This window comes from Lysobacter sp. A378, assembly GCF_054052125.1.
In genome coordinates this window covers 642510-662023 of the sequence record NZ_JBSVRK010000001.1, presented here as the reverse complement: position 1 = coordinate 662023, position 19514 = coordinate 642510, and the positions used below count along the sequence as shown (strand labels likewise).

Annotated in this window: 15 protein-coding genes; all 15 read right to left on the bottom strand. The window is 58.6% G+C overall.

Annotation, left to right across the window (positions count from 1 at the left end; genetic code table 11):
• Nucleotide 1: 1 nt before the first annotated feature.
• The 15 genes from ACW7G1_RS02925 to ACW7G1_RS02855 all read right to left on the bottom strand — a co-directional run bounded on the left by ACW7G1_RS02925 (nt 2) and on the right by ACW7G1_RS02855 (nt 19418).
• Nucleotides 2–433: a GtrA family protein gene (locus ACW7G1_RS02925; RefSeq protein WP_456978266.1), complete on the bottom strand. Its 432-nt coding sequence runs from the start codon at nt 431–433 to the stop codon at nt 2–4.
• Nucleotides 430–1047 carry a NeuD/PglB/VioB family sugar acetyltransferase gene (locus tag ACW7G1_RS02920; protein ID WP_456978265.1) on the bottom strand — a complete coding sequence of 206 codons (618 nt, stop codon included), beginning with the start codon at nt 1045–1047 and terminating at the stop codon, nt 430–432. The genes ACW7G1_RS02925 and ACW7G1_RS02920 overlap by 4 nt, the downstream gene beginning before the upstream one ends.
• Nucleotides 1048–1232: 185 nt before the next feature.
• Nucleotides 1233–3350: a glycosyltransferase gene (locus ACW7G1_RS02915; protein ID WP_456978264.1), complete on the bottom strand. Its 2118-nt coding sequence runs from the start codon at nt 3348–3350 to the stop codon at nt 1233–1235.
• Between the two features lie 25 nt (nt 3351–3375).
• The gene (locus tag ACW7G1_RS02910; RefSeq protein WP_456978263.1) at nt 3376–4710 is read right to left on the bottom strand and encodes a class I SAM-dependent methyltransferase; all 1335 of its coding nucleotides are present in this window, start codon (nt 4708–4710) and stop codon (nt 3376–3378) included.
• Nucleotides 4711–4768: 58 nt separating this feature from the next.
• On the bottom strand, nt 4769–6811 hold the full coding sequence (locus tag ACW7G1_RS02905; RefSeq protein WP_456978262.1) for a DUF6270 domain-containing protein: 2043 nt from the start codon (nt 6809–6811) through the stop codon (nt 4769–4771).
• Nucleotides 6808–10572: a glycosyltransferase family protein gene (locus ACW7G1_RS02900; RefSeq protein ID WP_456978261.1), complete on the bottom strand. Its 3765-nt coding sequence runs from the start codon at nt 10570–10572 to the stop codon at nt 6808–6810. Before ACW7G1_RS02900 ends, ACW7G1_RS02905 begins: the two co-directional genes overlap by 4 nt.
• Nucleotides 10573–10639: 67 nt before the next feature.
• The gene (gene wecC, locus ACW7G1_RS02895; RefSeq protein WP_456978260.1) at nt 10640–11902 is read right to left on the bottom strand and encodes a UDP-N-acetyl-D-mannosamine dehydrogenase; all 1263 of its coding nucleotides are present in this window, start codon (nt 11900–11902) and stop codon (nt 10640–10642) included.
• Nucleotides 11903–11938: 36 nt separating this feature from the next.
• Nucleotides 11939–13261 carry a glycosyltransferase gene (locus ACW7G1_RS02890; RefSeq protein ID WP_456978258.1) on the bottom strand — a complete coding sequence of 441 codons (1323 nt, stop codon included), beginning with the start codon at nt 13259–13261 and terminating at the stop codon, nt 11939–11941.
• Nucleotides 13262–13283: 22 nt separating this feature from the next.
• Nucleotides 13284–14027 (bottom strand): ABC transporter ATP-binding protein, encoded by a 744-nt coding sequence (locus ACW7G1_RS02885; RefSeq protein ID WP_456978257.1) that lies wholly within the window; start codon nt 14025–14027, stop codon nt 13284–13286.
• Between the two features lie 16 nt (nt 14028–14043).
• Nucleotides 14044–14832 (bottom strand): ABC transporter permease, encoded by a 789-nt coding sequence (locus ACW7G1_RS02880; RefSeq protein WP_456978256.1) that lies wholly within the window; start codon nt 14830–14832, stop codon nt 14044–14046.
• A 61-nt stretch (nt 14833–14893) separates the two neighbouring features.
• Nucleotides 14894–16078 (bottom strand): cystathionine gamma-synthase, encoded by a 1185-nt coding sequence (locus ACW7G1_RS02875; RefSeq protein ID WP_456978255.1) that lies wholly within the window; start codon nt 16076–16078, stop codon nt 14894–14896.
• 82 nt (nt 16079–16160) lie between these two features.
• Nucleotides 16161–17537, bottom strand: coding sequence for a pyridoxal-phosphate dependent enzyme (locus tag ACW7G1_RS02870; protein ID WP_456978254.1), 1377 nt, complete (start codon nt 17535–17537; stop codon nt 16161–16163).
• A gap of 119 nt (nt 17538–17656) precedes the next feature.
• The gene (locus tag ACW7G1_RS02865) at nt 17657–17869 is read right to left on the bottom strand and encodes a YdcH family protein (protein ID WP_456962448.1); all 213 of its coding nucleotides are present in this window, start codon (nt 17867–17869) and stop codon (nt 17657–17659) included.
• Nucleotides 17870–18525: 656 nt separating this feature from the next.
• A complete protein-coding gene (locus tag ACW7G1_RS02860; protein ID WP_456978253.1) occupies nt 18526–19119 on the bottom strand; it encodes a hypothetical protein in 594 nt (197 codons plus the stop codon).
• On the bottom strand, nt 19116–19418 hold the full coding sequence (locus ACW7G1_RS02855) for a DUF4398 domain-containing protein (RefSeq protein ID WP_456978252.1): 303 nt from the start codon (nt 19416–19418) through the stop codon (nt 19116–19118). Before ACW7G1_RS02855 ends, ACW7G1_RS02860 begins: the two co-directional genes overlap by 4 nt.
• Nucleotides 19419–19514: the final 96 nt, after the last annotated feature.

The window sequence follows — 19514 nt, the reverse complement described above, 5'->3', positions numbered from 1 at the left end:
TCTACCGACTGAATGAAAAATGCTTGTGGGTGAGGTAACTAACGAAAGTTGATAGCACCATAAATGCCGCTTGGACAACCGCGGGATCGGAGCCCGTGGCGTGAACAGCGACTGGCAAAAAAACGAGATTGGAAGTGAATATAACACTGCTTGCTAGCGAAAATCGACTCAGCTCCCGGGGCCAAGCCCCCGCGGCGCGAAAGACAAGCAGGCGCTGGGTCAAAAATGATTGGGGCAGAGCAATAGCATAAGAGGTGATGAGGGTGCCGATCACACCAAGTAGGCCACCCCAAAATATATGCACAAAACAGAAGACGATATAACCAAACAAGGTGTTCCAAGCACCTACCGCCAGAAAGCGAAATTTCTCACTTCGACATAGAGCAACCAACTGCCGGAATCGAGATTCTGCGTTTGGTTGCTCTCGCTTCACAGGACTCGCTTCTTTGCAGGGTTGCCAAAATAGACGCCGGTCTCGTGAATTGACGATACGACAACTGCTCCCATTCCTATTACAACCTCGGACGCAATTTTGGTCCTTTCCCGTACACACGCGCTCGCACCAATCTGAGTGGCTTCACCAACGGTGCAGTTGCCCCCAATCACGACCCCGGGCGCCGTGGTTACAAAATTATCTATCCCGCAGTCATGACCAATATTCGACGTCCTGTTCAGGTGAACGTGTTCTCCAAGTACGATGTCGCAGGTCAGGACACTGCCGGCACAGATAATTGAACCTGGACCCATCTCGATGCGGCTGCCGCGAACCACTGTGGGATGGACTAAAATGGGATAGCGCACATCGCTGGGGAGAGCCGCACGAATCGCGCGCCGCCCAAATGAGTCGCCGATCGCGATCACAACGTCGTGAGACATGCAATCAAACTGCGATAGACGTTTGACAGAAAATCCTGCGACACTACGTTCGTTCCACAATTCATCGCTTTCAACAAAGCTCGATACCCGACTGAGCATGCCGAGGTCATCCAGCAAACCAAGAATCTCTCGAGCATGCCCGCCAGCCCCGAATATTCCTATCTTCCTCAAAATGGTTTCTCCGTACCATAGATATGCATCCCTTGAGGCCGCTGGGGCGCCGGTAGTGCAACCGCCCCTCACAATTCCTCAACTTTCCTGGATCGACACAACTGACGACCAAAACCATCGCGGTCCAAGGTCGGCGGAACATAAAATTCACATCGGGGGCTCTGAAAGGATTCGGACGGAACGACCTACTCTGCAGCCTTCTTCCGGGCTCGATAGGTATCTCCCGGCATCTTCCGCGAAATCAACTCGGACAACACCTCCTCCGCAGCCGCAACGTCCCCGAGGAAGGTCTTGAAATCGAGGTGATGAACCGCGGCGAGCGAACTCCCACGCTCCACTATCCCCCATTTTGCCGAGGCGGAGCCAGAATAATCGCTCCATTTGGATGGAAGATATGGATTAACCGAATAATGATCGCGCGTCCTAGCGTCGTTTACGATCAGGCAATCGAACCTATTCAGTGCCGCTAGGAAGTCAAAGTACGGGATGGACTCGTTCACTGAAACGGTGTCGTCGGCCAATCCGCGCGTCTGAAATTCAGCCTTTGTCCGGGCTACGTTCGACGTGAAGACATACAGCTTAACCCGAGTTCGCGCCCGAGCGTCGAGCCGACCCAACGCATCAAGCACTTCCTCCAACCCTCTCGTTGAGTAGAAGTCGCCAAAGTAGGCGATGTTCGCTGTGGCAGCGTCCATGAGGATCGCCGGGTTGCCAATTCTGTAGAAACACTCAGGAAGCGTTGGCTGCGGACTGATGGTTGCCTTTTCGCGAACAACCTCTCTGATCTCCGGCCGGGCCAAGCAAGAACTCATCACCTCCAGCTGATTCGGATTCGTGAAAACCAACTCATCGGCAAGCAGGTAAGGGACGATCTCGGCCCACTCGAACAGATTCCTAGTTTCCGCAAGCCCTGTTCGGATACTCTCCGGCAGGGCGTCCAGCAGTTCCTCGCTGATCTCATCGATCCCGACTAGACCCTGACGTCGACAACCAACGCTATCGATCGACAACGGATCCGAGAATTCCGCCGTCCACCTGACATGAGGAAAGCGAATCTTGTAGATCGCGGCCAAAAAGTGCGAAGCAGGCCACATCGCCCGGCTATACAACTCACGATAGGTGGGGCGCCCATCAAAACGGGCCAGAATTATCTCCATCCCCCGAGCGACAAACTGCCCTATGGTAGACCAACTTCCAAAGGCAACCGGCAAGTCAATACTGACAGTATCCCGTATATAGGGCCGAACCAGGCTAAGGATGTCGTCGTCCTTCTTGCGGGCACCATCCATCCGGTTCGAGATTACGTCGACAACGTTTGCCTCATTGCGGATGCGCTTGGCGGCAACTACCGCTCCAGTGTCGGCGTAGGGGGCGAAGTTATATGCCACGACGAGCTTGTCAGCCGAGCCGTTGAACAACTCCCATGGAAAGTATGCCGGGTACGCCGACGTTACTAGGTCCGCGACACGCTGATACTCGGAAGGATTCAGTTCGAGGTATCGGCGCATAAAATGCGTCTGGGAGTTGATAAGACCCTTTATGGTCTCGTCCAGCTTTCCAGGATAAAGCTTCAGAGTCTCATTCAAGGACTCGATGACATCCAAACGTTGGGCCACAGAAAAGTCGAAATTCGGAACTTGCCGTGAAACAGACCCCTCGCGGCGAAGACGATAGTACTTTGCGCCAGCCAACGCGGGCGTTACGTCAAACCTGAGTCCGGCTGCCGCAAAAATTCTGGCGAAAGCAGCAACATCCTCGCCACTCCTAAGTGAACAATCGAACGGCGTTTCCATGGCCACCGCGCGCGGGACTAGCTTGCACGCCACAATCGTCATCATTCGCCTCAATGCCTTCGCTGCAACCAACCCTTCGGCCCTAGAAAGTATGTCGACATTGATTGCCGACGACTCATCCCTGGTTCCATCTGGAAGCACATCCACGATCTGGGCAACGGGCACGATACGACGATGAGCTGCAAAGCTCAGGAGCTCCAGGTAGTTCTCGGATACCCAGTCGTCGCAATCGACCCAGGTTATATACTCACCGCGGGCGTGCTCTACCCCAACGTTTCTCGCAAGAGACGCCGAGGCTGTTTCAGCTCGCAACAGGACCATATTTAGATCCGGATGTCGTTCGGAAAAACGTCCAACAATTTCGCGAGCGCCATCCTCCGGCCCATTGAAGATGAGAACGAGCTCGAATTTTTCAGACTCAAGGGTCTGCCGCTGGAACGATTGTAGGCAGGTTTCGACCCACTGCGCGCCGCAGTAGACCGGAATGATTACGGATACAGCTACTTGCATTCTTGCCTCCTTTGGCCGGAGCAGCTCAGGCCCCGAGGCTGCGTTTAGCAATCAAAATCATGGACTTTGGCAGCTCCTGGAGCAGTGTCAGCTTCAATCCAGCCGCCTGCCCTTCACACCACATCGCCGCTATGTCCCGCTCTTCCTTTCTGACCGTATCATCGAGAACCACCCAAGCGTTCTCAGACAATCTCGGAGCCAGCAATTGGAAGGCTGGGTATCGGGCCATTGGGCCGGTTTCCCCAGGCGGGCCATCAACGAACAGTAGATCAATTTTCTCGACGCCCTCAATTTCTTGCAATGAATACCAACGGTACTCCACCCCTTCGACGACATATGGAATAAGTGGCGCGTCGACTACGGTGACCCAAGGGTCGAGCCCGTTCCTGGTAATATACTTCCTTGTCACCTCGGCAAATTTTGGATCGTGCTCAAGCGCATAAACGTGGCCGTGACCTCGCTTCCTACACGCCAGTCCGCACCAGATCGTTGACGCTCCCGATCCGCATTCAACAACATTCTCGACGCCAGGATTCCTGCCAATTTCCTTGAGCAGTGCCGTAAGAGTCGGCGCGGATACCGCCCAACCACCGAGTAAAGGAACGTCGGTCGAATCCAGAAGAAGATCGTTCGCCACACTCATCAAGCCAGCCAACTCACCGGGAGACCTCTCCAGTTGAACCCTGAGGGAATCATACCGTTGGTCTATCTGGCGGCGCAGAGCTTGTCCGTTCTTTGTAATGACATCCTGAACTTCGATTGTCGCGCGACCGAGCCGATCCTCCGATGAACTTATTTCTTTCAACAGTCCGCTGACGTTCAAGTTCACGCCGCTATCAATCTGATCTTTCGTCGATAAAATTGATCGTTCAAGCGAACTTTGCATTTCACGCATGGCCAGGAGTGTCATTGCACTCTTCCCAATCACATGTTTAGCAAGCTCGTCCTCGGCCGTGGCTACCGCCTTATGACTGATCTTTACCCGACGCAAAATGTCGATCATAGTCGTCTGAGTTTCAATAACTGCTGTTTTCATCTCGATCTGCTTGGAAATAAGATCCTTGGCCTTCTTGTCAATCTGAACAATGGACGCCTCGAGCTTCTCGTTCGAACGGTCAACCCGATCCAGCAAGCCCAAGCCAAGTGATTGCAGCCCGCGATCGATCCGTCCCCCTAGATCCGTGAATTGACCAACCGAGGAAACGTGATTCAAGTGAGTTGCTACCAACAAACAGCCGAGCACGACGCATACCAGTGCGTTCACCACTTCCGCTGACCACAGCGCCAACCCTGCCCCCAAGGCACAAGCGACCACTCCCAAGACAACGACTGCCTTGTACAGATTCCTGCCAATCACCATGTGAATCCCGTATCAGTTGAGATATTTAACAGCATGTCCGGAGAAGCCGTCTCTTAGATTATCCGAACCCATGCGAATCTTCGGTCAGTTCACGCAAACGCTTCATGGTGTGCAGGTACATCTGTGGCACGTAATGAAACGGCGAAAGCCCCCAGCGATGATTCGTATCCGCGACCAGGATGTCCGGCGGATAATCTATCGTCGCGAATGGATAGCATATTGCAAGGTTATCATACATATCTCCTAGCATTTCATTGTGGGCACGAATGCTATCTTGATCTTCTAGAAGTTCGCCACTATCGGACCGTGAAGCCCAATACACGCGATTGATAATAATTTTTGACGGGTCAACCGTATCCATAAGCCGCTTCACCCCATCCAGCCAAAGCTGCATCCGCGAGTCACTGGCATATCCCAGCGATTGGTTCCGATCTTCCGGAAATCCCGCTTTCTTGAACTCCGTGGATATCGTGACCGGCACATCGCCCAACATCAATAGTGGAAAACGTTCATCGATCAAGTCCAGCAGCACTACATCGAACTGAGCCGATCTAAGCATGGCCGGCAGCTTTCTGGCGAGATCGATTTCGACCATGCGGCGTTGCCACTCGCTGTCCATGGAATTTAGAGCGGATAACATGTGCGCCGGCGCCGGAGTCCGATGGAAGGCGCTGGCCAGCGAGGTGCGGGCGACGTATCGGACCAGGGCGATGTCGGTGTCGACCAATGCGAACGCGTCCCGCGAGACGCAACTCCCGAGCACGAATACAGCAACGGGACGCGGTTGGTCCGAATGGATGCTCGGATCGAGCGCCGCTGAACTGCCACGGGTTAGGGAGGCAGCAGACCCAACGGGCGCCATGGCCCTCATCTTCTGCCCGAAGCTGTCCATCGCAAAAGCTGCAACCCGGGTCGGCGGCTTGCCCGGCAAAAGCGGAAACTCGGCCTCCGGTGCGCTTTCGTACCACCGCGTCTGGATACGCTCTGCGCCCGAAAAGACGTAGAACGCGAACCGCGCAGAGGCAAGTCCTGATGGCACCCCCTCAACGGTGGCGCTTACCTTCAGGCTGGCCATGTCGGTCAACGCCCGGACGCCAAGGTTTGCGCGATTGGCAGCATGACGGAAACTAAGCGGCAGCCTTGATACTTCGCCACCCGCGTCGTCCACCAGCGTTCGCAAGCTATGACTGATTATTTCGATCGACTTCCCGGGGTCCAGCATCAGGTCAATCAAGGCGCCGAGGGTCCGCTTTGGAATGGGCTCATGCCCCTGCGCCCAATCGCCGAACCAGAATAGCGCGCGCTCGTCGGCAGTTCGGTATCGGCCCTCGTCCGCCTCGACCGTCATGCCGGCCAGCAGGGCGCCCGCATGGTTCAGAACATGGAAGTCGTCGCTGGCGTTCTGCAGGTACACCAGCCGCCGCGGCAACTGCCCCGCAGCGTAGTCCAGGTGCACTGCGTGCGAGACACCCTTGCCCTGCATCACGGCGCCCGCGCCGGTCAATTGAGGATCGTCTTCCCAGGCTTCGTCCGGAAATGCGCTGCGCAAGTACGTTTTGACCGCATTGCGGTAATACGCCAGCAGATCAGTTTGCGGATTCCAGACGAGCACTGAAGCGCGCTCTTGCAGTTTGGCCCCGAGCTGCAGTGCTGCGAAACCCGCACCGGATCCCCCGACCAGAAGCAATTCGACCTGCAACTTGTCGGCAAGTCCGGCCAACAGTTCCAGGACACAGGCTTGGGTTTGCTGCCGGCTACTGCCGGCGTACCACGCCAGACCGAGGTCCGGATCCAACGCCAAGGTCGGGTCGGCGATGCATAGCGCGGCGATGCCCTTTGATTCGGCGATGCCAGACCCGGAGAAAAAAGGTCCCGGCCTGCCATCGCGATTGCTCACCGCGCCGGAGAAGAACACCGGGAGCACTGTCTGTGTCGCTCTCCCCAAGCGGGCGCCGTTGACCATCAGCACATCGAGCGGCAACCCCTCGGCCTGGATGCTGTGCACGCCATCGGCAATGCTCGTAGCTGCCAACAGGTCGGAAGTAGAGTCCCAAACGTGCCTCGCACTGCCCCAACGCGTGTAATCCAACGCAAGCATCATGCGCCAGCGCGCTCCACTTGGTGGTCGAACAGCTCGATCTCCCGGGCGATGGTGGTTTCAAACGCGCTCTGCTCGCGCACCCTTGCCGCGGCAGCTTCTGATAGGCGGAGGAACAACGCAGGATCCCTATACAGCCGCTCAATGGCATCGGCCAACGCGGTAGCACTCTCGGGCTCGACCAGTAATCCACAGCTTTCGTCGACGAACTCGGGGACGGCAGCAACCGGGTTGGTGATCGGAACCAGTCCGGAGGCCATCGCCTCGTCGCGCGAAACGCCTTGGGAGTCCATGCGCGTCGGACACAAAAACACACCGTAGTCGGCATGCAAATCGGCGATCTCGCGTTGCGACAGGAACCGACGCTCTATCTTGACGTTCGGGAACGTCCGTACCGGTTCAACCGTCTCGTCGAACAAAACGCCGTCGCCGATCAGATGAAACTGGAGTTCATCGAAGAACTCGCGACGACTGAGTTCGACGATCGCTTGAACCGTCAGATCGTTGGCATACACCCGTCCAGCGTACGGCCTGATCGAGATAATCCTGGTCCGCTGCTCCGGCGACTTCTGGCAGTAGGCGAACAATTGATCATCTACAAAATTGTGGATAACCCGGTATTGACTGTCCGGCAATCGGAATCCCAGGTCTTCGAACATGGTTTCCGCAAGGTGCTGTGAAACAAACACCATGACAAGGTTGGGATGCGGAACCTTGAGAAGCGCTTTCCAAAAGCGCATGCGCCGTTCGCTGAGCACGGTTGCACGATTCCGCTCGCCGTCGGTGCTGTACTCGAACGGCCGCCGCGTCCAAGGCTGCACTTCAGATCCATGCGCCCATACGTAGATGCGTGTATTACTAACGTACTTCTGCAACACCTCCCATGCCTGCTCGGTGAGGACATGCGCCAGGATGTTGCGATAGTGGCCAGACGCCAGCGCAGCGCGTAGATGCTCGAACTGCCCTTCGGTGACATCCACACCTTCGTGTTCGCTGAAGCAAAGCTGCCCTGAGCCGATCCGGAACACGTCGACGCTTGCGCCACACCGGTCGTACTCCATAGCCCTTCGATGCACGAATGCATGTTTGTAGCGATCGCGGTAGGAGGGATAATTTTTCGCCAGCAGCAGAGTGCGGGAGCGACCGATGATGGTATCCACCTGGAGTGGGACGTGGTCGAGCGCGAGGTGCTTGATCGTGAAACGCCCCGCCGACGTCAGGCGCAGGCCGATCAGCACCTGGGTCGTCCCGACCGGTACGGCAGCGGTGATATTGTTGGCGGCCTTCACGATCGAATGGCCAAGCTTGTTACCTGTTTCATCCTGGAAGACGAGGACCAGTTCAAGTCCCTTACCTGGTTCGCAAACCAGTTGCATGCGTGCCACGTCGGTCAGGTTCAAGGAAGCTCTGGGCAGCGCCTGTGTCAGGTAACAATAAGCATGCTGGCCCGGCGGCACGGTCGAGTCGACTATCAGCTCGCTCCCGTCGTGTTCCATCGAAAGATACTTATTGGCCATTGCCCCGAACAGATCATGGAGTCGCTCAGAGCCGACCTGCTCGATTCCATGTTGGCCGCTCGCGTCGACGGTAAGAGTTCCGCCCCGGATGCCTTCTGCGATCTTCAACAACTCGTCGACGGGAACACCTTCGTCCAGACCCTCCAAATCACCCACCAGGGCACTAATGCTGTCATCGGGCTGCGCAGTGCCTCCAGCGCAGTAATTGAACTCATCAACAGTCAGGGTTTCAATCGGCACGATCTGGGGTGTTTGGGCCCATTCGAGTGTGGCACTGCCGTCTAGCGCGCTCGGCAAGACCAAAGCCCGGTGCAACGCCACTTCTTCGCTCATCTGATATTGCCCCCCCGCGTTCTCCAGTTGGGTGCCGTTTGGCGTGGAGCGGTAGTAGGCGTGCTTGCCGACGGCATCCACCGGGCTGTAGCCGGTGGCCAACGCCAAATCGGCAAGGTAATTGGGACCGTAGTAGTCACCAGGCGTGAACAAGGCAACATAGTGACCGCCGGGAATCAGATCACTTAACTTTCTGTGGCAGTGTTGGTCCGCGAGAATCACCTCCACGTCGTCGACTACAGCCGGATTCGCAGGGAGGAAACCGGCTGCCAGACTCAGCAACAACCGCTTGTGCACCCACTGCTGGCGCCGATAGTTGGCAATCACCGCATCAAGCGAAGCGTCATCGGCGACGTTGGCCAACACAACAACCTTCGCGCCTTGCGCTTGCGCGGTGTGGCCAAATACTTTTTCGACCATATAGCCAAGTCGGTGCTGATAGGTGTGTTCGCGCATGACCTTGCGCAGGCCAGCCAAGCGGAACTTGCCCACCCTGATGGGATCGTCCACCAGCGGCTTGAGCTGGCGGATCAGCTGCTGGCTGTCGTCACTGGCTATCACCAGGTCGCCGAACACAAGCCGCATGCCGCGGGAATAATTACTGACAGTCACCGTGTTGCTCGCCAGCAAATCGAAAACCCGGCGCGCAAACATGCTTTGCGAGTGCTTTACGGTGTTGATGTTGATGCCGAATTGATAGCCCTTATAGGCCATGTCGATCTGGTCGAACGGCAGGGTGCCAAGAATGTGTGGACGGTACTCTTCGGGAAAGATGTAGTTCGGATGGGTTTTTCCGTGATTGCGATCGTAGATGTCGACCGGCGCCAGCGTCGATACCGCTGCGATAAGATTGGCGAAATCCTTCTGCCGGGTCGGGTAGCGGACGTAATAGGAGCCGGCAAAACAAAACGCATGTTTTCGGTTATAGCGTTCGATTGGGTCGTGCGCACGCGGCTGTGTGGCAAACGGCAGCAAATACACCCTCTCGTGCCCCAACGCGAGTTTGTAGTGCTTGATGCAGTCGATATCGGTGGTGAACACGAAGTCGGCTAGCCGGGCCGTGTCCAGGAACGTCTTGAAGTGGACGGGGTCTTCCTTACTCCAGAAGATCACCGGAATGCCGGTCCGCCGGCAATGCCCGACCAACTGGCGCAATTCTGCAGAGGCATTGGAGACCTTGCGTTGCCACAGGCTGTCCTTGCCATCCCACGCCGACTCAATGAACAGCAGGTGGGGCTTTTGTAGTTCAAGTTCTCCGCGCCAGCCTTCCGGCGTCACCGCCTTGACATCGCAGCAGTCGCGATAGGCGTTGAACGTGAATTCGTCCATGATCGCAGCGACCCGGAGATCCGCCGAGTTCGCCGGCAGGCCGCTGACACGCGGAGCCATGGCCGCTGCTTGACTACCCTCGATCTTCCTCTCCTCGCCAGTATCCGCTACGTACTCAGCATGAAACCTCGTCAGTTGCTGGCGCAGGGCCGGTGGGAACCAGTCATATGGCAACGGAACCGTGACCACCGGTCGCGCCTCGCCTGGCATGGACCGGGCTGAACGACGAGCTTCAAGCAACAGCTTCGCAGCGCGATAGGGAAGCGCCAGCATGCCTGTTACGGATCGGACCGAGCGCGTGATCAAGTAGCCCAGCTGCAGGGAGATAGAGCGCAGCACCGCCTGCATGCCCGCTTCCACCGCAGTCACCAAGGTATCGGCTTCAATCAGCAAATCCGCCCTGCGCGAGCTTTCACTCCTGATCCGCTGGGCCGTTGCGCGCAGTTCACGGACTTCCCCCTGGCTGCGCCGCAGATCGTCATGCAGCTGCCGAATGCGTCGTTGCGTTGCATCCAGCTGCTGCCCGGCGCCCACGGGCGGGTCGAAACACTGTTCCACCTCAGGTACTTCGCGATCCGCACCCATGCCCGCCATCATTTTCTCACTTGAACTTGGTGTTGGAACATCCGATGGACATCCCGATTAGAAGCGATTAGATCCAAAATCCTACGGGATCGACGACAGTCTTGTTCTGCGGCTTCGGAAAGCCTTGGAACGCGCTGTGCGACACCAGCACCACGATTATGTCCGCTTGGTTCAACGCCCTGTCGATCTCGACGAACGTGATTCCGCGATCCCGCGCCTCATCTTCCGACAGTGCCGTGGCAAACGGATCGCAGCAGACAACGCGTCCAGCATATTTGCGAGAGAGCACCGTGGCAATCTCAAGCGATGGGCTTTCGCGGAAGTCATCCACGTCCGGCTTGTACGTCAACCCGAGGCACGCGACGGTGGCATCCGGGTCGAGCGCCAATGCAGCGTCCACCTTGGCGACGACATGATGGGGTTTGAAATCATTGACCTCGCGCGCGGTGCGGATCATGCGCGACCGTTCGGGTGCACTGGAAATGATGAACCACGGATCCACCGCAATACAATGCCCGCCAACCCCTGCACCCGGCTTGAGAATCGATACGCGCGGATGGCGATTGGCAAATTCAATCACCTTCCATACGTCGAGGTCGAGGTCATCGCAGATCATCGACAACTCGTTGGCAAACGCAATGTTGACATCGCGAAAGGAGTTCTCAGTCAGCTTTACCATCTCCGCGGTGCGATCCGTGGTTATATGACACGTACCACGTACAAAGCGCTTGTACAGGGCTGCGGCTCGTTCCGCACAACGAGGAGTCATGCCGCCGATGATTCGGTCGTTCTCGACCAACTCCTTCAACATCCGCCCGGGAATGATGCGCTCGGGACAATATGCCAAGCACACATCAGGCTGATCTTCCGCATTCTGCGGAAAGCTCAAGTCTGGCCGTGCTTGCGCCAGTATGTCCGCCAGGAGACCGGTAGTTCCTACCGGTGAGGTCGACTCGAGGATGATCAAGTCTCCTTTTTTCAACACGTGCGCGATGGCCGCGCCGGCAGCCGCAATGTAGGATACGTCCGGGGTATGTGCTTCGTCGTGCGCAACGGGGGTGGGCACCGCAATGATAAAGGCATCGGCAGGCACCGGCTCTTTCACCGCGCGCAGATGGCCCAACTGAACACACCGCTCGACCAGCTCATCCAAGTTATCTTCCTCGATATGAGCCTCACCGCTGTTGATCGCATCAACCGCGCGCTGACTCACATCGACACCGATCGTACGCAATCCAGTCGAAGCAAACATCGCTGCAGTCGGTAGGCCGATATAGCCAAGTCCGATCACCGAAAGGGTAGAGATTTCCTGTACAAACTCATCTTGCATCTCGTGACTCCCTGAGTCCAATATCAATTTCCACTTTTACCGCTCTGACCGAAGAAGCTCCTGAGCCAGCTTATGAGCATGTGCTTTCCATGCGTAGCGGCCTATTGCGTCCTCATTGCGGTGTCGTTGCAACGGAGCTACCTCCGTCAAATGCTCTTGTAAACGTTCAACCAATATCCCGGCGATCGCGCCTCTGTCGTCGTTGCAGACCCAGCCCGCACCCGTGCGTTGCAACAACATCGCAGACTCATCTTCCAAATCGTCGCCGATATGGAGGATCGGCTGGCCGGAGCCCAGATACTCGTATATCTTCCCTGGGATCTGGGTTGGGTCGTCATTCCCGAGATTGACCAGAAGATCGGCCCTTCGCTGCATTTTCAGTACTTCGCAATGGGGAAGAAAGCCCAGCAAACGAATTGCTTCGGGATGTCGATCAGCTGCGTGGACAAGAGCGTCGGGGACGGCCGATGACGCTACAGTGAGCCGAACTCCGGCTGTCCCAACCACCGCAGCAACCAACTCGGTAGACCGACGGAACGAATAGAAGCTACCGGTATACAACATCTCAAGACGGCCAGCATCCATTGGAGCGGCAAGAGAACCTCCTTCAGTTCTCTTGACAGAGTCATCGAAGCCCTGCTCCATGACATGGATGCGGGAGTACTTCGCGCCGTGGCGGGAAATCAACAAATCACGGGTCGCCGCCGAGGTGACAGTGACCAGGTCGGCTTCGTCACAAACTCGACGCTCCAAACGCAAAGACCGTTGGCGCCACCGGCGAGGCGTGTAGCCGGTACAAACAGGGTCGCCAAGATCTATGGCCAACCGATAGCCGTGCTGCTGCGCCATGAACCCGAGCGAGAGTGTGCTTGCCGGTTCATGCGATGCGATGACCACATCTGGCCTGATTTTTTCAAGCAACGGGCCCAACGCCCGGCGCGCCCAAGGATTCCATTCCGCACGCAGGTCGGGGAACATTCCAAAACCATACAAGCCAGTGATGGTTCCAAACAAGCGCCCTTTCCAGTTAAGCCGTACTACAGGCGATGACTGCCCGTCGCCCGGCGGCCGTACCGAGTTCGTTGCGGGCGTATCAGGACAGACTGCTGTCGTCGTCGCCGGCGACCGCGTCGGGCGGAACTTCAACAACCAGGCAAAAGGCCCGGGGAATGTTCGGTGGACCGCTACGGTAGATGGAAGCTCGGGATAACCATGGGAAGGCCCATAGCCCGGATGATCGGGGGCGAGCACATGCACCTGATGCCCCTGCAGTGCCAACTCCCGTACGAGGTACGCCCATCGCAACGATTGTGCAGACGGGATTGGCGGAAATTCATGCGCAATCAACAGTATTCGCATGGTCGCCTGCACAATTCAGCTGTCAGCGGCACAGCTTCCGATACTCCATTATTGAATCTATTACCCCGCCGACAAATACAACCCGGCCGTGTTCCATCACAACACCCTTGTTGCAAACGCGCCGCGCAATTTCAAGATTGTGTGTGGCGAGGACAACGATACGGCTTCCATTCACGCGGTCGTTCATTCGTGCCCGCGCCTTCTTGATGAACTGCATGTCGCCGGCACCGAGCCATTCATCGAGCAACATGATATCCCGCACTGCGGCCGTGGAAACCGCAAATCCCAAGCGCATCCTCTGTCCGGATGACAACGTGCGTAACCGGTGTTGGGCAGCATCATTGAGCCCCGCAAACTGCAGTATCTCGCTACTGAGTTCGCGGATATGGTCTGCAGCCATGCCCATTGCGGTCCCACGCAGCAGGATATTCTCCTCGACCGTGGCCTCCCCACTGAAACCTAACGAGATGTTCAGCAGCGCTTGCCGCTCGCCCTTGATGTCAAGCCAACCCGTGGTTGGCGGATAGGCACCGGTAAGCACGCGCAACAAGCTGGACTTTCCTGCACCATTGCGGCCAATCAACGCAATCCGATCACCATCAGCGACATTGAAACTCACATCCTCGAGAATGGTGCGGAATACCCGCTTCGGCCTCGACATCGACGCGCCCACCAGTGTGTCGAACCACGACTTGTCCTTGCGCGGGGTCTGTACGTAGTGTGGCACTCGCAAACCGATGCCATGCGCGTCCAAGTGTATGGTCATCGAAATAAATTCCTGCTCATATCCAAAGCGGTACGAATCGCGAGTAGCGCCGATAGAGTATCGCGGCAAGCGCGGACCCCAATATCGTCATGGCCGGAATCACATAGTAAAGCGTCAGCTTCTCAGGCAATCCGCCCAGCGCGGGCGCGCGCACAAACTCCAGCAAATGGAAGAACGGGTTGAGTCGCATCACTGAGCCACGAAGGGTTTCCGGCGGCACCATGGACGCGTCCCACAAAATAGGCGTAAGGAGAAATCCGAATATCAGCACCGTGCCGATCATCTCCTTGGTGTCCGGGAAACGCGCACCGACCAAGCTGATGACAACTGCCATCCAGAGGACATTGATGAAAAACACCGGCAGAGTAACCACCAGGGTCAACAATCGAATGTTCGAAGACGGTGAAATAGCCATGACGACCACCACGACTATCGCCAGCCCAACCACGAAGAACAAAGATGACTTGGCGACGGTGCGCAGGATAAAATCGGTGAATCTTGTTCGCCCATCCATGATGAACGCATGATGCGCAGAAAAGACGTCGGCCGACTCGGTCATCGTCTGGATTGCCAGGCGCCACAAGATATAACCAAAGCCCAGATGCGGAATGAATTCCGCAGCACCTCCCCCCAGCATGGTGGAATATAGGTAGCCCAGGCCCAACACGTACGCCAATGGCGGCATCACTATCCAGGCGACACCAATGCGGGTGCGGCGATATCTAGTGACGATATCCAGCCATATCGCATAGGTCCAGAATTCGTGATGGCGCAAGCTGTCGCGCAGATCGTGCAGAAGTTTCATGCCGTCTCGCCCTTCTGCTGGCCTTCTCGAACTGGGGCTTGTGGACGATCTTCGGCCTTCGTCATTGAGCCGCCAACGCATTGTCGAGGTCGGCACGCAGGTCATCGACATTCTCGACCCCCACGCTCAGCCGCACCAGATTGTCGCTAACCCCAAGCTCCGCCCGCCGTTCCACCGGCACGCTGGCATGGGTCATGATCGCCGGATGGTTCACCAGGCTCTCCACGCCGCCCAGTGACTCGGCCAATGCAAACAGCTTCGTTCGCTCGCAGAACCGCATCGCCGCGTCGACGCCGCCCTTGAGATAGATCGACACCATGCCGCCGAAGCCATCCATCTGCTGCTTGGCCAGCTCATGCTGCGGGTGCGACTTGAGTCCCGGATAAAGCACCTTCTCGATCGCCGGGTGGCCTTCCAACCATTCCGCCAGCACCTGTGCGTTCTCGCAATGCGCCTTCATCCGAAGATGCAGGGTCTTCAGACCACGCAACGCCAGGAAGCTGTCGAACGGGCCTTGCACCGCGCCGATGGAGTTCTGCAGGAACGCCATCTGCTCGGCCAGTTCTGCATCATCGCCAACCACCGCGATGCCACCGACCATGTCGGAGTGACCATTGAGGTACTTGGTCGCCGAATGCATGACGATGTGCGCACCCAGCTCGATCGGGCGTTGCAGGATCGGCGAGCTGAACGTGTTGTCCACGACCACGATGAGTCCGCGCTTGCGGGCGATCGCGGCGATCTGGGCGACGTCGACCAGCTTCAGCAGCGGGTTGGTCGGGGTCTCGATCCAGACCATTTTGGTCTCGGGGCGGATCGCGGCCTCGAATGCCGCCGCGTCACTGAGGTCGACCCAGCTGAAGTCCAGCCCGGCGGTGCGACGGCGGACGCGCTCGAACAGGCGGTAGGTACCGCCGTAGACGTCATCCATCGCGATCACGTGGCTGCCCGAATCCAGCAGCTCGAGGATGGTCGAGGTCGCGGCCATGCCGGAAGCGAACGCAAACCCGCGGGTACCCGACTCCAGCGCGGCAACACAGCGCTCGTAGGCGAAGCGGGTCGGGTTGTGGCTGCGGGTGTATTCGAAGCCCTGGTGCACGCCCGGGCTGGACTGCACGTAGGTCGAGGTCTGGTAGATCGGCGTCATCACCGCGCCGGTGCTGGGGTCGGGGGACTGGCCGGCATGGATGGCCAAGGTGCCCAGGCCATGCTTGCGGCCGGAATCGCCGGAGGTGTTTTCGCTCATGGTGGAGTGCTCGTTGGACGGTGATACGCGACCAGCAAGTTTAGCATTGGCCGGGGCGGCCCAAAGCTGAACCTGCCCACGCCTACTCCACCCGCCGTCGCAAGTGGTTCAGCAGGTCGATCCGGGTGATCAGGCCGAGGAAGTGCTCGCCATCGGCAATGATCGCCACGTGGCCGCGATCGAACACCGGCAGCAGGGACTCGATCGGCGCGCGCATGTCGATCGTGTCGAGCTTGCTGACCATCGCGGTGGAGACGGGGTCACGGAAGCGGGTCTCGTCGCCGTAGACGTGCAGCAGGGCGTCGGACTCGTCGATGATCCCGACCAGCTGGTCGTCGGCCATCACCGGCAGCTGGCTGACGTCGTACAGCTTCATGCGCTGGTAGGCGGTGACCAGCAAATCGTCGGGGCCGACCACCACGGTGTCGCGCTGGGAGAACGGGCGCACGATCAGGTCGCGCAGGTCACCGTGCTGCTCGCGTTCCAGGAAGCCGTTGTCGATCATCCAGTAGTCGTTGTACATCTTCGACAGGTACTTGTTGCCGGTATCGCAGACCAGCACCAGCACCCGTTTCGGCGTGGTCTGCTCGTGGCAGTACTTCAGCGCGGCAGCCAACTGGGTACCGGTGGATGAGCCGGCCAGGATGCCTTCGTTCTCCAGCAGCATGCGCGCGGTCAGGAAGCTTTCCTTGTCGCTGATCGCATACGCCTTGGTGACCCGGCTGAAGTCGGAGATGGACGGCAGGAAGTCCTCGCCGATGCCCTCGACCATCCAGCTGGCGGACTTGTCGCTGAGGGTGCCTTCGTTGATGTACTCGGCCAGGATCGAGCCGACCGGATCGGCCAGGATCAACTCGGTATGGGGGGATTTTTCGGCGAAGCAGCGCGACAGGCCGGTCATGGTGCCGGAGCTGCCGCAGCCGAACACCACCGCGTCCAGGCCGCCAACCTCCGCCATCTGGGCGAGGATCTCCGGCCCGGTGCCCTGCTCGTGCGCTGCCGGGTTGTCGGGGTTGCCGAACTGGTTGATGAAGTAAGCGCCCGGGGTCTCGCGCGCGAGCCGCTCGGCCAGGTCCTGGTAGTAATCCGGGTGGCCCTTGGCCACGTCCGAGCGGGTCAGCACGACCTGCGCACCCATCGCCTTGAGGTTGAAGATTTTTTCCCGGCTCATCTTGTCGGGCACGACCAGGATCAGCTTGTAGCCGCGCTGCCGGGCCACCAGCGCCAAGCCCAGGCCGGTATTGCCGGCGGTGCCTTCCACCAGGATGTCACCGGGCTTGATATCGCCGCGGGCCTGCGCGGCGTCGATCATCTGCAGGCCGATGCGGTCCTTGATGGAGCCGCCCGGGTTCTGCGATTCAAGCTTGAAGTACAGCTCGCAGACGCCGGTGTCGAGATTCTGGGCCTTGACGATCGGGGTGTTGCCGACCAGGTCGAGTACGGAGGTGGAGATGGACATGCGGGAAAAGAACCCTGGCGCCGTCGGATGCGGCAGATACCAGTGATTCTAAGGGATGCGGGCGATGGCGACCGACGAGGATGGCCACCACCGCCCACGGCCCGATACAACGTTGTCGCTTATTGGGAGGCGTACATCCGACTGAGCCGATCTTTGGCCGCAAGCTTCTCCCGCTTCATCTGGGTCAGGGTGACGTCATCGACCGCCGATACGCCCAGTTCGGCGTCCATCACCTTCTTGTCGAGCTTCTTGTGGCGCTGGTAGAGCTGTTTGAATTCGGGATTGGCGTTGATCAATGCCTCTATTTCCGGCTGCGCTTGGTCATCGAACATTGAAGCCTCCTTCATCAGCACATGAACAAACGCCCCGACCGGTTGGCCGAGGCGTCATGGGGTGTCGTCATGGGGTGTCGCGGGATCACACAGACGGCGGCGGCTCTGTACGCCGTTGCGCTGTCTGGATCGGGAATCTGCTTCATTTGCGGGGCTCATCGCAGGCGGGGAAGCCGCTGCCTGGATAACTGACCCTACTCCAGCCCCGGAAGCTCGGCAAGGGTCATTTGGAGGTGTAACGGCGGCTCGGATTACTGAATGCGGCCACTGGCATGCCGCGGCACCGGGAAACCGCGCCACCGCACGCCTTCACCTAACCAAGTGATTGATGAATAACGATATTTTGACAATATCGCGGAAGGCTATGCAGTGCGGAAGCGGTCTCAGTTATGCACCGTCATCCCCGCTCTCCACTGTCATCCCCGCGAAGGCGGGGATCCATGGACTTTGACTGTCAGGCCTTAACGTCCATGGATTCCCGCCTTCGCGGGAATGACGATGTGGGGCGGAATGACGATGGAGGCGGAATGACGATGGAGGCGGAATGACGATGGAGGCGGGAATGACGATGGAGGCGGGAACGACGATGGAGGCGGGAACGACGATGTGGGCGGAGATGACGATGGAGGCGGGAACCTCAAGACATCAGGCCTTCCCTATTGGTCTTCTTCCGGCTGTTCGTTCATCAGTTCCGCTTCCTGGCGAGCCAGTTCGGCTTCGCGCGCTCGGGCGGCCTTGAGTCGGGCTGCCTGGGCGCCGGCCACGTCTTTCAACGCGGTTTCGACGTCCGCCATGGCGTCGGCGTCACTGACGGTTTGCTGGCGCAGACGGGCGGCCTCTTCGGCCTGGATCTGGGTCATGACGCGCAGGCGCTCGGCCTCGGCACGGGCCTGGGCCGCATCGCGACGGCTGGCCTCGACCAACAGCTCGCTGCGCTCACGATCCAGTTCGCGGACCTGCTGCTCCATCGCCGCGGTACGCGCCGCCACCTCGGCAATCCGCACCCGTCGCTCGGCGACGTAACGGGCGCCGTCGGCCTGGCTGCTGCGGGCGTTGGCGAGCGTTTCGATGGCCTGTCGCGCCTGCAGCCGCTCGTATGCCGCCAACGAGGCGGTGCCCGGATCGGCATCGAGACTGGCCAACTGCTGGTTCAACTGGGCGATCTGGCTGTCCTGGGCGTGGGCCGGCGCGATGGCCAGGCCGGCGGCGAGCGCAAGGGCGGTAAACAGCACGGATGTCTGGAGTTTCATTGGCCACGGCCTCCTTCAACACGTTGCCGCAAGCGATCGACTTCGGCCTGGCGCTGGGCCAGCTCGGTCTTGGCCAAGGCCTCGCGGCTCAGCGCGTACGCCAGGTCCGCGTCGGACTGCGACGCCAGGGCCAGTGCGCGGGCGACATCGTGCTTGCCCTCGGCCATGGCACGCTGGGCCCGGGACAATCCGTCGCGGGCCAGCGCCAACTGCTCATCGGCGTACTGGTCGGCGTCGGCGCCGGCCGCGCGCACCACCGCTTGCTGGGCGCTATTGAGTTCGGCGCTCGGCGGAGGCAAGGTCGCGCATGCGCCAAGTGCGCAAGCGAGAACTGTGCCCAGTAGCAGGGGACGGATTTGTGCGAAGCTGGGATGCATATGGGGGCCGTGGCAATA

Bases quoted from the DNA above. Each gene is read 5' to 3' on its own strand.
- ACW7G1_RS02910 (WP_456978263.1), bottom strand. From the start codon at position 4,710: ATGGTGATTGGCAGGAATCTGTACAAGGCAGTCGTTGTCTTGGGAGTG.
- ACW7G1_RS02890 (WP_456978258.1), bottom strand. From the start codon at position 13,261: ATGCGAATACTGTTGATTGCGCATGAATTTCCGCCAATCCCGTCTGCA.
- ACW7G1_RS02880 (WP_456978256.1), bottom strand. From the start codon at position 14,832: ATGAAACTTCTGCACGATCTGCGCGACAGCTTGCGCCATCACGAATTC.
- ACW7G1_RS02885 (WP_456978257.1), bottom strand. From the start codon at position 14,027: ATGACCATACACTTGGACGCGCATGGCATCGGTTTGCGAGTGCCACAC.
- ACW7G1_RS02865 (WP_456962448.1), bottom strand. From the start codon at position 17,869: ATGTTCGATGACCAAGCGCAGCCGGAAATAGAGGCATTGATCAACGCC.
- ACW7G1_RS02870 (WP_456978254.1), bottom strand. From the start codon at position 17,537: ATGTCCATCTCCACCTCCGTACTCGACCTGGTCGGCAACACCCCGATC.
- ACW7G1_RS02860 (WP_456978253.1), bottom strand. From the start codon at position 19,119: ATGAAACTCCAGACATCCGTGCTGTTTACCGCCCTTGCGCTCGCCGCC.
- ACW7G1_RS02875 (WP_456978255.1), bottom strand. From the start codon at position 16,078: ATGAGCGAAAACACCTCCGGCGATTCCGGCCGCAAGCATGGCCTGGGC.
- ACW7G1_RS02900 (WP_456978261.1), bottom strand. From the start codon at position 10,572: ATGGGTGCGGATCGCGAAGTACCTGAGGTGGAACAGTGTTTCGACCCG.
- ACW7G1_RS02915 (WP_456978264.1), bottom strand. From the start codon at position 3,350: ATGCAAGTAGCTGTATCCGTAATCATTCCGGTCTACTGCGGCGCGCAG.
- wecC (WP_456978260.1), bottom strand. From the start codon at position 11,902: ATGCAAGATGAGTTTGTACAGGAAATCTCTACCCTTTCGGTGATCGGA.
- ACW7G1_RS02905 (WP_456978262.1), bottom strand. From the start codon at position 6,811: ATGATGCTTGCGTTGGATTACACGCGTTGGGGCAGTGCGAGGCACGTT.